Raw genomic sequence first — 14,678 nt, forward strand, 5'->3', positions numbered from 1 at the left:
TAATAATATCTTAAGGAGTGATAATATGAAGCTTAACGAACTCTTAAAAGACAAAAATCTAAGGATTACCAAGGCTAGGAGGATAATACTTGAATATATTTTAGAGGCTGATAGCCCTGTTTCTAGCCAAAATATCTATGACGGAATAAAAGATGAACTTGCAATTGACCTTTCTACCATCTACAGAAACTTAAATATCTTAGAAGAGAGCAATCTTCTTTTTAAGACAAGCGATCTTGACGGAATAAATTATTACCAAATAAATAAGGAAGATCATAAGCATTTTATAACTTGCAGCCATTGCCATAAGAAATTTACAATAGAAAATTGCCCAATTCATGAGCTTGAAGGCCAAATCGAAAGAGAAACTGGCTTTATTATCGAAGGCCATAATTTCGAATTTTATGGGATTTGCCCAGACTGCCAGGCCAAGATAAATGCTTAGGAAAATATTAATATACCTTTGCCTTGCCCTTAGTCTTAGTTCTTGTGATTTAGAAAATCAACCTAGCAAGGTTGAAGAAAATCAAAGTTCCTATGTCAAAGCTCAGGTTGTTCAAATTATCGATGGTGATACAATCAGGGTAAATATAAACGGAAATATAGAAAAAGTCCGCTTTGTGGGAATAAATACACCTGAAATTGCAAATAGGGACCATCCAGATGAATTTATGGGGCCAGAAGCCAAAGATTTTACAGAAAAAACCCTAAAAGATAAGGAAATTTACCTAGAAAAAGATATATCAGACAGGGATAAGTACGACAGACTTTTGCGTTATATCTGGCTAGAAGAGCCAGTCGTAAACCCCAGCACAGATGATATTGGCAAAAAATCCTTAAATGGAATCCTGGTTAAGGAAGGACTTGCCTTTTCTAACTTTTATAAGCCAGATACCAAATACCAAGACCAGCTAGAAGCCCTAGAAGATAAGGCTAGGGATAAGGCTATAGGAATCTGGTCTGATGGAAAGAAAAATGCCAAGAAAAAAGTAAAAGCTAACAAAAACTCAGGCCTCTACCACCTAGAGGGCAGCCATGGCTATAAAAACACAAAAGATAAAAACGCTATAATTTTTGATAGCGAAGAAGAAGCTAAAAAAGCTGGTTTTAGGCCAGCAAAATAAAAGAACTGCATCAATTGACCTATCCCATCCGTATTGCTGATTTGGGGATTCGGTTATTTTGTGCAGTTCTTTTTCTTTGGCACGCCCTCAGGGAATCGAACCCTGATCTTGGGCTTCGGACACCCCTATTTTGCCATTAAACTAAGGACGCTTGATTGTGATGTTTGTGTAGGAGATTGGGTTTAGAAACCTCAGTGGCAAGAAGGTGTTGCCTAGGCCGCTTTCTATATAGATTGTGGATGAGCCGTATTTGAATTCTCCCCTATCGTATTTTGGAAAATAACCCTCACCTGGCGCAACTAGTGCTCCTATAAAAGGTGCTCTTACCTGGCCTCCGTGGGTGTGACCTGAAAATATAAAATCAATTCTTGGGTCATACTTATCCCTGATTTTCTTTGAAAAATGAGATAAGACTAGGTTTAAGGAATTTTCACTTGGATCAAAGGCTGCAAGATTTGCCCCAAAATAACTTGTCCCATAAATATATAGGTCATTATCTCTTATTTTAATCTTTTCTCCCTCATTTTGCAAAAATCTTATGCCTAAATCCTGGATCTGGGCATAGAATTTTTCTGAATCTTGGCTTGCTTCTTCGTGGTTGCCGCTTACAAAGTATGTTTTTATGCCAAGCTCATCTAGCTTGTTGATAAAATACATGGTCCTTTCTATTTTAGAATCTGTAGGATAATCTATCATATCCCCGGTTAAAAATATTAAGTCTGGGTCAAATTTTTTTATATTTCCTAGAACTTCCTCTAGATTCACTAGGACATTTGAGTGGAAGTCACTTATATGGGTTATTTTTATATCTGATTCGACCTTATCAGAATAAAAAGTTTCTGTCTTTTCCCTGGCTACAAAGCACTGGTCGTGGTTGTATTTTAGGCCAAGCCCTGCCGCTAGTGCAAGGCTTGCCAAAATTACCTTATTTTTAGTTTTCATCTGCTAAATCCTCCAAATACATCTTAGCTGACATATCTGAGGCTATCCTGAAGCCTGCTCTTGGTGAAAAGGACCTGCCTGTGATATTTGGCCCATCTACTGCACATGACCTTTTAAATTGGCTTGCTGTAAAGCGTTTAAAATATGATATCAACCATTTTTTTATAGTTTTTTCATCATATTTATCAGCAAAAGCAATTATTGCATCAGCTAGGATTTCCTTAGCCTTTTTATGGTAGGTCAAGTGTTGGTAAATAAAGAAATCTATTAGCTCGTAAGGCCCTATGATTTCTTCAGTTTTTTGGCTTATTTCTCCCTTATCCTCGCTCTTAAGCTCTGGAGATACTGGAGTTTCTAAAATATCAGTTAGGACTTCTGCTAGGTCCTTATTATCTGTAAAGTGGGCATAGGATTTAATTATATACCTAAGCTCAGTTTTCATTAGGGTAGCATTTAAGGAATAATTTGACATGTGGTCGCCATTGTAGGTGGCAAATCCCTGCATACACTCGGATAAGTCTCCAGTTCCTATTACAAGACCCCCATACATATTGGCTAGGTTAAAGAGGACTTGGGTACGCATCCTGGCCTGGGCATTTTCATAGGCTGTATCTGCTGTTATCCCATCGTGACCAATGTCAGCAAGGTGCGCACTTACAGACTTGCTAATATTTATTTCTTTTAGGTCAAGTCCTAGGCTTTTTGCAAGCTTATAGGCATTTGACTTGGTCCTATCACTTGTGCCAAAGGCTGGCATGGTGTAAATGCCTATTTTATCCTTATCAAGACCCATTAGGTCATAGGCCTTATTTATGATAAGGAGGGTCATAGTCGAATCAAGGCCGCCTGATAGGCCTAGAAATACCCTATCAGCACCTATTGCCTCAAGTCTTTTTATTAGGCCAAGGGCACCTATTTCTAGGGTTTCCTTCATAAATTCATAAGAAAATTCTTCCTTAGGTAGGTATGGAAATTTTTCTACATCTACCTTCTCTTCTGTAAAATTATGGAAGTTTGGCTCATATTCTATTTCCTGGATGTCCATGAGAAATATTCCTGTATCACCCTCTAAAATTTTACCGTCTTTGGCTAGAATTTTTGATCCACTATAGACAAAGTCTGTTGAAGACTCACCAGGGCCTGCTGAGGCGTTAACATATATAAGGTCTTTTGATAAATACTCTATATCCTTTCTAAGATCATCATCAGAGCCAATTGTTCTAGTAAAAGCTGACGGGTTCAGAATAATATCAGCTCCCATCTTTTTGAGGTCAAAGGCTTTTGGGTAGGATTCAAAGTCATCTTCACCTACAGATATTCCTATTTTAAGGCCTGATATGAAATTTACAAAAGGTTCGTAATCTAGTTCGTAGTCAAAAGCCCTAAATGTTCCCTCTGGCTTATCAGAAAATATGGATTTTTCATAATTTTTAAGTTCAGACTTAGTCACAAGTCCAAGTAGGTCTCCACCCTTAATTAGGGCTACCGCATTGTAAATACCAAATTTTGTCTTAATTGGTAGACCTATAGTAAAGGCCAAATCAAAGTTCTTACTAAATTCTACTAAGTCCCTTAGGCCATTTTCAGCCGCCTCTAGAAGGTCGCCTTCTAAATATGAGTCGTAAAGGCTTGCCCCTGTTAGGCAAAGCTCTGGCAAACATAGAATATTTACTTTCTCTTCTTCACAATTCTTAATTATTTCTTTTATTTTTTTAAGATTGGCTTTTACATTTCCAAGAGCTAGTGGGAAATTTTTAGCCATAATTTTTATTTTTCTTTTCATTTTATCACCTAATCTTATTTTACCCCTTATGGACAAAAAAAGAGGACCCCGGAGGGCCCATCTTAAAATTTTTATAGTTTTTCTATTTCTTCGATTAGAGCAGGAACAACTTTGTGGAAGTCACCAACTATACCGTATTTAGCGTGTTTGAAGAACTTAGCTGATTCATCATTGTTTATTACTACAACAGTTTTAGCTTCTTCTACTCCCTTTAAGTGTTGCATTGCTCCAGATATACCAATTCCTATATATAGGTCTCCCTTAAATTTCCTACCAGAAAGTCCGATATATTGTCTAAGTGGTATATATTTTTTAACTTCTGCTATTGGTCTTGATCCGCTTAGTACTGAACCCGTTAGATTTGCAAGCTTCTTAGCAATTTCTACGTTGCCTTCTTCACCAATACCCATACCTATAGCTACTACCCTGTCAGCTTCTTCAACTGAGCCTTCTAGGTCTACTGGTTCAGCCTTTAGTTTATAACCATCAGCTACAAGAGCTGCTACTAATTTCTTAGCTGCATCTTTTGGATCTCCTGTGAAGATTTCTTGTTTCTTTTCTGCTTCTTGAGCTACTGGTTTTTCAACCTTTTTAGCTGTCTTATCTTTTGGAAGGATGTAGCCTGAGATTACAAGTTTCATGATTTCATTTGTTCCTTCATAAATTTGAGTAATCTTAGCGTCTCTGTAGTGTCTTTCTACATCTACACCCTTGATAAAGCCTGAACCACCATATAGTTGTAGGGCTTTAGATGTAAGTTTTTCAGCAAGGTCTGATGCGTAAAGTTTAGCCATTGCAGCATCCTTACCGTAGCCTTTTACGTGAGCATCTTTCTTCTTAGCTGCATCATAAACTAATAGTCTAGCTGCCTTAAGCTCTGTAGCCATTTGTGCTAGGGTGAAAGAGTTGTATTGGAAATGACCTACTGCCTTACCAAATTGAATTCTATTCATTGAGTATTCTAGAGCTGATTCATAAGCACCTTGAGCTATACCTAGAGCTTGACTTGCTATACCAATTCTACCACCATCAAGGATCATCATTGCGTATTTAAAGCCCTTGTTTAGTTCACCAAGTAGGTTTTCTTTTGGAACTTTTACATCTTTAAAGTGAAGCTCAGCTGTAATTGATGATCTAATACCTAATTTGTCGTATGGTTCTGAGAAGGTAAAACCTTCAAAGTCCTTATCAACTATAAACATTGATATACCATGATTACCCTTGCCTGGTTCAGTAACTGCTGTTACTAGATAGGTTTGGGCTTCTGGTGCGTTTGTTATAAAGATTTTCTTACCATTTAATAGGTAGTAATCTCCCTTATCTACTGCAGTTGTTTCTGTTCCTGCTGAGTCTGAACCAGCATTGTCTTCTGTAAGACCGAAACCACCGATATAAGTTCCATCTACAAGAGGTCTTAGATATTTTTCTTTTTGTTCTTCAGTACCAAATTCATTGATTCCCCATGTACCTAGTGAGGTATGAGCTGAACAAATTACACCTACGCCACCATCTACTCTTGATAGTTCTTCGACTGCTATAGAATAGTGTTCGTTAGTTAAGCCTGCTCCACCGTATTTTTCATCGAAAGGTATTCCCATAAGGCCCATTTGACCCATTTCCTTTACAATTTCTGCAGGGAATTCTTTAGTCTGGTCTAAGTGAAAGGCTATAGGTTTAACCTTTTCCTCAGCAAAAGCCCTAACGACTTTTCTAAATTCTTCTAAATCTCTTGGTAAATTAAATGACATATACTCTCCTTTTATTTTCATTAGATAAATTATATTGTATAAAGTGTTATAACTTTTATATCCTAATAAAATGATACCCATATTTTATCAATCCAAACATAAAAATGATAATTATTTGCAATTGTTTATTTATTGTCAAGAAAATGTTTCTATTTCTCAAAAAACAGGTATAGTTAAGTTGAAATAATAATAAAGGAGTGCGTATGTACAATATAATAGAGGTACTTGATAATATATTCTGGGTCGGAGTAAATGACCGCAGAATTGCAAGATTTGAGAATATGTTTGAAGTTCCAAATGGAGTTTCATATAACTCTTTTGTAATCAAGGATGAGAAAAATGTTCTAATGGATTCTGTTGAGGGAGCCTTTACTAGACAATATCTAGAAAACATCAAGGCAGCTCTTGATGGTGAAGATCTTGATTATATAGTTATAAGCCACATGGAACCTGATCACTGCAGAAACATAGACTTTGTCCTAAAGGAATACCCAAATTGTAAATTTGTTGGTAATGCAAAAACATTTAAATTATACGAACAATTCTATAATGATAATTTCAAAGATAGGTATTATGAAATCAAAGATGGCGATGAGCTAAATATTGGTAAGAGAAATCTTAAATTTGTCTTTGCTCCAATGGTTCACTGGCCAGAAGTATTTATGACCTATGAAACAAACGAAGGACTCTTCTTCTCAGCAGATGCCTTTGGTGCTTTCAATGCTATAGCTGGTAATATCGAAGCTAGCAAGGTTATCCACAAGGGTGACTGGCTAGAACAAGCTAGACGTTACTATATAAATATAGTTGGTAAACAAGGCAAGATGGTTCAAAACCTATTTAAAAAGGTAGAAGGACTTCCAATCAACACTATCCTACCACTACACGGACCTGTTTATAAGGATAAAGAATCAATCGAATTTATCCTTGAAAAATACAGCCGTTGGGCAGGATTTATTCCAGAAGATAAGGGTGTTGCTATAGTATTCTCATCAATGTATGGAGATACAGAACAAGCAAGTGATATCCTTGCCGCAGAGCTAGCTAAGCTTGGTGTAGAAGACATAGTTTTATATGATGTAAGTGATTGGGACCCATCATATCCAATAGCAGATTGCCATAGATTCAGCCACCAAGTATTTGCACCAATCAACTACAATGCTGGTCTTTATTACAAAATGGATGCCTTCCTAAGAGAGCTTGTAGGTACAGGCTATAAAAATAGAACAGTTTCTTTCTTAAACAACTGGTCATGGGGCGGAAAATCCCTTGAGATTTCAAAAGAAATCTTAGAACCGGCTAAATGTAAATACATCGGCGAAGATGTAAAAATAAATTCAGCAGTAAAAGAACCACAAATAGCAGAACTTAAAGAACTTGCTAAGGTTATAGCTGAAGATATCAAAAATACAGAAATCTAATATATTTTCTTATTAACAAAACCCCAGGTCTATCCTTAAAAATGATTGGCCCTGGGGTTCTTATTATAAAATTTCTTCTATTTTTCCCTTTAATTTCTTTGTCTCTTCATAAACATTTTCTGCATCCATTATAGCCCTTACAACACAAATCCCATCGACAGCAGATCCTTCTAAAACATCTACATTATCAAAATTAAGGCCGCCTATAGCATAGACATCTATAGCTACTTTTTCCTTGATTTCTTTTAGAGTTTCTACAGAGGTCCTTCTGGTTTTGACATGGGTTTTGGTTTCAAAAATCGCCCCCACTCCCAAATAATCAGCACCAGCTTCCTCTGCCTCTTTGGCCTTTTCTACCGACTTGGCTGTTGCTCCTATTAGGGCATCAGGCCCTAAAAGCTTCCTGCAAAGGCCAACTGGCATATCATCTTCTCCAACATGGACCCCACAAGCCAGGGCCCAGGCTAAATGTGGCTTATCATCTATTAGCATAGGGACCTTATACTTATCACAAAGGGCCTTGACCTTTTTGCCAAGGTCAAGTATTTCCCCATCAGTTTTTTCCTTTTCCCTAAGTTGGAGGATATCCACTCCTCCCCTAAGTGCCTCCTCTATTCTTCTAAGAAATTCTTCTTCTGTGTATTTATCAGAATTTGTCACCAGATATAATTTTTTCAAATTTCTCCCTCCTTGATTTTTGCATGATCAATTATAATTTCATCACTTATTGTCCCAATCTTATCCATAAGATCTACAAAAAAGCTGTAAGGCTTATCTTTATCCGACATTTCTGCACCGATTTCCATAATTAGCATGGCAAGTAGGCTTGCATTTATGACATCGGTCACCGCTATAAAGGCTGAAATTAAGCCTGTAAGCATGCAGCCTGTTGCAGTTATATTAGATAGTTCTGGACAACCATTTTCTATTAGGTAATACTTATTATCTTTTACCAAAATATCAATCTTACCAGTAAGAAGAACTGCCGCCTGGTATTTCTTACTTAAGGCTTGGCAAGTTTTTATCAAATATTCTAGGCTCTTATCCTCATCATCTTTACCAACATCGACTCCCTTGGCAGAAGAAGCTCCCTTAGCTAGGGCTATAATTTCTGAGGCATTACCCTTGAGTAAAGAAAATTTATATTTATAAAGCAAATTTTTAGCAAAGTCAAGTCTTAACTTGCTCGCCCCAATTCCTACCAGGTCTATTATTATAGGTAGACCCTTCTTACTTGCAAAAAAAGATGCCCTATCCATGGCTTCCATCCTTTGCTGGTTGATATTACCCAGATTTATTGATAGGGCATCTGCCTTTGGAGTTATATCCTCCATCTCTTGTGGGTGCTCAGCGCAAATTGGCTTGGCACCCACAAATAAGATTGAATTTGCAACCATATTTATGGCTATGGGATTGGTTATGGCATGGATTAGGGGTTCTTTTTTTCTTATTTCCGCCCTAATTTTTACTAGGTCTTTTAGATTTTTCATAAGCTTGGATTCCTAAAGAATTTTGTATCTTTATCAGCATATTTGAACCTTGAAGGGTCTTTAGGAAGATAAAAGCTACTGATCCTCCTAAGAGAGTTGCTATAAAAAAGCTTGGAATATAGTAGAATAAGGCAATGTTTTTATTTCCCAAAAATAGTGTCATAACAGGTGCTGATATTATTGCCCCGATTATTCCTGTTCCTATTATTTCTCCAATTACAGCTGCTATTATTGAGCCCTTGGTCTTTCTATATAAAATTCCAGAAAGGACAGCTCCAAAAACTTGGCCAGTCACTGCTAGGGGTGGAATACTTAAAAAAGTCATCCTGATAAAGGCAGTGAGGATTGCATTTGCAAGGCTATACCAAGGTCCCATAAAGACTGAACAAACTATATTTACAAAGTGAGCCGTTGGCGCAAAGCCTTCAAATCTGAGGATGGGTGAAATTACTACTCCAATTGTTACAAACATGGATAAAGTTATCATGATATAAGTTTTGTTTTTTTCTTTCATTTTACTCTCCTTTTGAGGAGTTTGGGTCTAATTTTTATAAATTGGCTAATTTTTTCTATAGACTCGACAAATTCTCCTCCTATATCTTTGAAATTTGGTGCAAGGTATTAAAAATAGCAATAAATTCTTGCTACAATTATATCCTCCACCTAGCCTATAAAAACCTAAGTCAACTACAAACTTAGATTCCAGCGCCTCCACTGCATTATTTAAAGTGGTAAATGCTCATCTCTTTTTAAATTACAACCTTTCTTTGTAAGCATCTTTTCTTAAGCGATAGAAAGTGGTCTGCCCGATCTACCGCTAAACGATCTTCACAAGAAAGTTTAATCAAAGATAAAAGTGAAATAAAAAAAGAAACAGCACAAAGACTGTTTCAAAAAAATTCATGATAAGAATCAACTCATAAAAAAGATTGCGACTAGCTACGTTGGCATTATCCAAATCAGCTAAGGTCGAAGATTAACTTCCTCTCAGATCTTTAAAGAACTCCCTTGTCTATACCTATGTTAGTATAAAATGATTTTTTTGTCAATGAAAATCGAAACTTTCCTTATAAATAAGTTTTTAGTTTATCAATTTTTTTATTAATGAAAAGTTTTTCTAAATAAAGAGGATATCTTAAGAAATTGGCAAAAAATCTTAGGATCTCTCATCTGTAATTATATGTTCTAAGCCGCAATGATCTGACTTAAGATATTCTTTAATAAAAGATGGATATGCTTTATAGTTATCAAGTTCATCAATTGGAATCCAGTGCATAGATTCTTTAAGCCCCTCCATGGTGTAGCTATTACTCTTAAGATTCTTATTGCCCTTAGGCTTCATCATGTAATAAAAGCAAATCTCATGGCAATCGACGCCTTCTAAATTAGAACTTCCTACAAAGAAATTCTCATGGATTATAGCCAAATAATCCACTTCATAATTAATTCCTGTTTCTTCGAATACTTCTCTTTTTACAGCTTCTTCAGAACTTTCCCCCAGATGTACTCCGCCACCAACGGAATAGTAATAGTCCTCTACTTCATTTCCCGCAAACAAAAGGCAATCTTCTTCAACTATAATGGCAGCCGCCCTATACCTAAACCGCTTATTACCTTTTCTAAATCCACAATCCTGATCCATCTCTATCTCCCCTAACTCTATTTTCAATTTCCACAAAAACAAAAATGACCCGGATGGGTCAACTTTGTTTTTTCTTAGATTTGATTTTTATATAATGAGAATTTTTAAACAATTTATTTAATGAATCATAAAACAAATCATAAAATGATTTTATTATCAAAAAAGCTAAAAATCTCGTTTTATAAGTATTTTTAAACTCAAATTGCTTTGACAAAATTATTGAAATGTATCCGCAAATTCTAAGAATATATGCTCAAAATTGGGCACAACCAACTGCTTTTTGCCAAAAACTTTTTTTAATTAAAGCTATAGTGTCGGCAGAACTTTCTATTTATTTTCTTTCAGAAAATAAAGACAAGTTCATGCCTCCACATAAGTCTTTCCATAACTCACACTTCGTGCTCGCTAGGACAAGGCTATAGTATCGGCAGAACTTTCTGATTATTTTATTTCAGAAAATAAAGATAAGTTCATGCCTCTACATAAGTCTTTCCATAATTTTCCTTCAGGACAAATTAGGACAAGGCTATAGCATCGGTGGAACTTTCTGCTCATTTTCTTTCAGAAAAAGAGGACAAGTTCATACCTCTACATAAGTATTTCCATAACTCGAACTTCGTTCTCGTTAGGACAAGGCTATAGCATCGGTGGAACTTTCTGCTCATTTTCTTTCAGAAAAAGAGGACAAGTTCATACCTCTGCATAAGTATTTCCATAACTCGAACTTCGTTCTCGTTAGGACAATGCTATAGCTTCGATTTCTATTACTGCTCCTTTTGGTATGTTTGCTACTTCTAGGGCGCTTCTTGCTGGTTTGTGGTCACCGAAGAATTCTTCGTATACTTCATTAAAGGCTGCGAAGTCTTCGATTTTATCTAAAAATACATTGCATTTTATTATTTTATCAACTGATGAACCTGCTTCTTCTACTATAGCTTTGATATTTTCTAGAGCTCTTTTTGTAGCCTTTTTGATATCACTTTCAAGTTCTCCTGTTGCTGGATCTAATGGGAGTTGGCCTGATGTGAATATTAAATTATCTGTTGCTATTGCTTGTACGTATGCTCCTACTGCTGCTGGTGCTTTCTCTGTATTTATTGCTTTCATATTTCCTCCTAGTTAATTTTTAAGAATTCTTCAAGGGTTAGCTTGTTATCATAGATCTCTTTGGCATTTTCAACACCCACAAATCTAAAGTGCCATGGTTGGGCCTTGTGGTGGGTTATGTTTTCTTTGCCTTTTGGATATCTCTCGATAAAGCCGTATTTATAGGCATTTTCTGCTAGCCACTTGTATTGAGCTGTCGCTTCAAATTTATCGTTATATTTGCTGCCTTCGGTAAAAAAATCGAAGGCCACACCTAGTTGGTGCTCACTTGTTCCAGGTTTTGAGGCATCTACCTCACCTGCTTCAAACATCTTTTGCTCAAGATCATAGCCTCTATAATCAGATGCTATCCTTAGGTCTAGGTTTTCCCTTGCCATATCTTGACGCATTGTCTCAAAAGCACGTCTGGCTGTCTTATCTACCCCTGGATCAAAATTAGCTGATAGTGGGTAGGCTTCACTTACATAAGCTAAGCCATTTACAACCTTTATCTGTTCATTTTTACCTAGCCTTGCAAGTCCATACTTATTTACATAATAATAGGTGTCATCTATCTTTACCTTGGCAAAGCCATTTTCACAGCCATAAAAACCTAAATATGCGCCTTCCTTAATGAATTTATCTGTTTTTGAATAATCATTAGGAAATTGGTAGGCATATTGGGTTTGCATGCATTTGACATATTCAATTAATTGATCTTGGTATGAGCTATCTTCTATTTTTAGCTCATCTGCTATATCTGTATCTTTAAAACCAATCTCTGTGGCTACATGAACATCACGTTCTTGCGTTTTCTTATCTTCGTTAGTTTCTCTGACAAGATCACCTGAAGCCATTCTGTATTCACTTGGCCTTTTGATTTGGTAGGTATCTTTTTCAGGTATGGCAAATTTGATGGTGGTGATTGTAAGTAGTGCACCTACCCCAAGCAAAATCGCCCTTTTTCTTTTCTTTCTTGCTTCGCGTCTTTTGCGTCTCTTAAGCTCTCTTATTCCTTTGTTTGACATTTTCAATCCTCTATTTATTTCAATATTTTTGTGAGTCTTTTGGATAAGTAAAATTTTGCATAATTATAAATATATTTCAATTCATAGCTTTAGCGCTGTTTTACCATTTGCTATATTCATTATAACATCTTTTGGAAAAAAAACCTAGGGCAAAATGTGGATTTTTTGATGTTTTATAAGAAAAATCCGACTTATTTGTCGGATTTTTACATTTTTTAGTTTTATTTTGACTATTTCTTAAAAATTGATACGATATAGCTTAAAAAGCTTCTGTTTTTCATATTTTTCTCTTGCAATTTTTTATCAATCTTTTTATTTATATTTATATTATTGTCTGATTGATTTTTATTTTTTACATTTTTAGAAGCTTCAATGGATTTTATCATAAGAACTTCTTGAGCATTAATATTTTTAATATTGTCTACCTTTTTATAAAAACCTGACCTATCCATTTTTCTCATCTTTACATCATCAGAAAACATTAGATTGGTGAAGTCTAATATATATTTCTTTATCCTACAATCTTCTATTGGAACAGCTACTTCCATCCTATTTCTAATATTTCTTGTCATAAAATCAGCTGATGATATATAAATTTTTGGATTAGTCTTGCCAAATTGATAGATTCTATGATGTTCTAGAAATCTTCCCACTACTTGGTAAATTTCAAGATTGTCAGTTTTACCTTCAATTCCTGGCAGGATGCAAGTTATGCCCCTTACCATCATTTCTATTTTAACTCCTGCTTGAGATGCCCTTGCCAGCCTATTAATTAAAACCCTATCAGAAATGGAATTCATTTTTAACCTTATATAGGCTTCTTCTCCCCTTTGAGCCTTATCTATCTGATCATCTATTAGATCATATAGTCCTACTTGCATTGATTTTGGGGCAACCAAGAGCTTTTTATAAGTACCTTCGAGATTTCCTATTAGGATATTATCAAAAAGATCTTTGCAATCTTGGCCAATTACCATATCACTTGTCATGAAGGAAAAATCTGTGTAGAGTTTGGCTGTTTTTTCGTTGTAATTTCCTGTAGCTATTTGTGAAATAAAGGATATTTCTTCATTTTCATACCTGGTTATTAGACATACTTTTGAATGGCACTTGTAGTGGTCAAAGCCATAAACAATCTTACAACCAGCCTCTTCTAGCCTTGATGACCACAAGATATTATTGTTCTCATCAAATCTTGCCCTTAATTCCATTAGGGCGATGACTTCCTTGCCTGCCTCTGCTGCCTTTATTAGAGCTGCTGCAATCTTTGAATCCTTGGCTATCCTATATAAGGTTATCTTTATGGAATCAACGCTTGGATCTTCTGCTGCCTCTTCTAAAAGTCTTATCATAGGATCCATTGACTCATAAGGATATGATAAAATTAGGTCCTTTTCTAGAATTTGTTCTATCATTGGCCTTTGAGGATCGACCATGGCTGATGCTTGTGGGCTAAATTCTTCAAATGAATGTTCTTTTTGAAAATCTTCTGGAAGGGCACTTATAAAATCATAGATAAAGCCTAATTGCATAGGTGTTCTTGATGTGAAGATTGATTTTTTGTCTAAAGCGAAGCTTTTGCATAAAAAATCTATATCTAGAAGACTTAAGTCCTTGTCAACCTCTAACCTAACTGGTTCTAGCCTCTTTCTTTTTTTAAGTTTTCCCTTCATATAGGACCTAAAATCCATATCAACATCGTAATCATCATCATCAAAACTTATATCGGTATTGCGGGTTAGGCTTATAACATAGGAATTGTGGCATTTGTATCCTTCGAAGACTTCTTTTCCAAATTCTTTGATTATCTCTTCGATAAAAACATAATTTGATTCAGATATTCTAACAAACCTATCTAGCCTATCAGGTACGTAAATTATTCCGACTGTTTCCTTTGGGTTTTGACTTTTAACCTTCTTTTTTTCTAGATCAAACACTACCGAAAGGCTTAAGTTTGCGAGTCTTGGCATTGGGTGGACCCTATCTATTATCTGAAAGGAAAGAATAGGTTCGATTTTTGAATCAAAATAAATCTGACAACTACTCTTCTCTCTTTCTGATAAATCTTTTACTCTTGATATTTTTATCCCTTCTTCAGCCAAGTCATAAACAAGGTCTTCGTAGATATCATCCTTTTGTTCATACATTGGTACAAGTTTTGCTAAAATCGCATCAATCTGCTGGCTGGCCGTCATCTTTGACTTGCCATCTACAGGTTCTTTTTTAAGGTGAGATAGGTCTGTGAGAGATCCTACCCTTACCATAAAAAATTCTTCCAAGTTACTGTCATATATGGATAAAAACTTAAACCTTTCAAGTAGGGGCACATTTTTATCCCTTGCTTCATCTATGACTCTTTTGTTAAATTCAAGCCAAGATAACTCCCTATTTTGCGTAAAGCTTATATCTGTCAT

General features: G+C 35.7%; 13 protein-coding genes, 1 tRNA gene and 1 riboswitch. Of the genes, 3 read left to right on the top strand and 11 right to left on the bottom strand.

Going from position 1 to position 14,678, the window contains the following annotated elements; all coding sequences use genetic code 11:
* Positions 1 to 25 precede the first annotated feature (25 nt).
* Entirely contained in the window at positions 26 to 445 is a 420-nt protein-coding gene (locus NH286_RS05825) for a Fur family transcriptional regulator (RefSeq protein ID WP_265237561.1), read from the top strand.
* Positions 438 to 1,124 (top strand): thermonuclease family protein, encoded by a 687-nt coding sequence (locus NH286_RS05830; RefSeq protein WP_265237563.1) that lies wholly within the window; start codon positions 438 to 440, stop codon positions 1,122 to 1,124. The genes NH286_RS05825 and NH286_RS05830 overlap by 8 nt, the downstream gene beginning before the upstream one ends.
* 77 nt (positions 1,125 to 1,201) lie before the next feature.
* On the opposite strand, the gene NH286_RS05835 is transcribed toward NH286_RS05830, so the two are convergent.
* The 4 genes from NH286_RS05835 to NH286_RS05850 form a co-directional block, all read right to left on the bottom strand.
* Positions 1,202 to 1,275 (bottom strand) — tRNA-Arg (locus NH286_RS05835).
* Complete coding sequence (locus NH286_RS05840; protein ID WP_106459895.1) at positions 1,266 to 2,066, bottom strand: metallophosphoesterase; 801 nt, start codon at positions 2,064 to 2,066, stop codon at positions 1,266 to 1,268. Before NH286_RS05840 ends, NH286_RS05835 begins: the two co-directional genes overlap by 10 nt.
* A complete protein-coding gene (nadE, locus tag NH286_RS05845; RefSeq protein WP_265237566.1) occupies positions 2,056 to 3,849 on the bottom strand; it encodes an NAD(+) synthase in 1,794 nt (597 codons plus the stop codon). Before nadE ends, NH286_RS05840 begins: the two co-directional genes overlap by 11 nt.
* A 71-nt stretch (positions 3,850 to 3,920) precedes the next feature.
* Entirely contained in the window at positions 3,921 to 5,597 is a 1,677-nt protein-coding gene (locus NH286_RS05850; RefSeq protein ID WP_265237568.1) for an acyl-CoA dehydrogenase family protein, read from the bottom strand.
* Positions 5,598 to 5,800: 203 nt separating this feature from the next.
* Here NH286_RS05850 and NH286_RS05855 point away from each other — a divergent pair, with 203 nt between their 5' ends.
* On the top strand, positions 5,801 to 7,018 hold the full coding sequence (locus tag NH286_RS05855; RefSeq protein WP_265212971.1) for an FprA family A-type flavoprotein: 1,218 nt from the start codon (positions 5,801 to 5,803) through the stop codon (positions 7,016 to 7,018).
* Positions 7,019 to 7,081: 63 nt separating this feature from the next.
* Here the strand turns inward: NH286_RS05855 and thiE are convergent, their stop codons facing one another.
* From thiE to ppk1, 7 genes are all read right to left on the bottom strand, one after another.
* Positions 7,082 to 7,696, bottom strand: coding sequence for a thiamine phosphate synthase (thiE, locus tag NH286_RS05860; RefSeq protein WP_265212969.1), 615 nt, complete (start codon positions 7,694 to 7,696; stop codon positions 7,082 to 7,084).
* Positions 7,693 to 8,508, bottom strand: a complete 816-nt coding sequence (thiM, locus tag NH286_RS05865; RefSeq protein ID WP_265237570.1) for a hydroxyethylthiazole kinase — start codon at positions 8,506 to 8,508, stop codon at positions 7,693 to 7,695. Before thiM ends, thiE begins: the two co-directional genes overlap by 4 nt.
* Positions 8,477 to 9,022, bottom strand: coding sequence for an energy coupling factor transporter S component ThiW (gene thiW, locus NH286_RS05870; protein WP_106459889.1), 546 nt, complete (start codon positions 9,020 to 9,022; stop codon positions 8,477 to 8,479). The genes thiM and thiW overlap by 32 nt, the downstream gene beginning before the upstream one ends.
* Before the next feature lie 405 nt (positions 9,023 to 9,427).
* Positions 9,428 to 9,528: riboswitch (TPP riboswitch) on the bottom strand.
* A 136-nt stretch (positions 9,529 to 9,664) separates the two neighbouring features.
* A complete protein-coding gene (locus NH286_RS05875) occupies positions 9,665 to 10,150 on the bottom strand; it encodes an NUDIX hydrolase (protein WP_106459888.1) in 486 nt (161 codons plus the stop codon).
* 735 nt (positions 10,151 to 10,885) lie between these two features.
* Positions 10,886 to 11,257, bottom strand: coding sequence for a RidA family protein (locus NH286_RS05880; RefSeq protein WP_106459887.1), 372 nt, complete (start codon positions 11,255 to 11,257; stop codon positions 10,886 to 10,888).
* A gap of 8 nt (positions 11,258 to 11,265) precedes the next feature.
* Positions 11,266 to 12,264, bottom strand: coding sequence for a M15 family metallopeptidase (locus NH286_RS05885; protein ID WP_106459886.1), 999 nt, complete (start codon positions 12,262 to 12,264; stop codon positions 11,266 to 11,268).
* 230 nt (positions 12,265 to 12,494) lie between these two features.
* A complete protein-coding gene (gene ppk1 / locus NH286_RS05890) occupies positions 12,495 to 14,678 on the bottom strand; it encodes a polyphosphate kinase 1 (protein ID WP_106459885.1) in 2,184 nt (727 codons plus the stop codon).

Origin of the sequence: Anaerococcus sp. NML200574 (genome assembly GCF_026131665.1) — a bacterium.
GTDB lineage: Bacteria > Bacillota > Clostridia > Tissierellales > Peptoniphilaceae > Anaerococcus > Anaerococcus kampingae.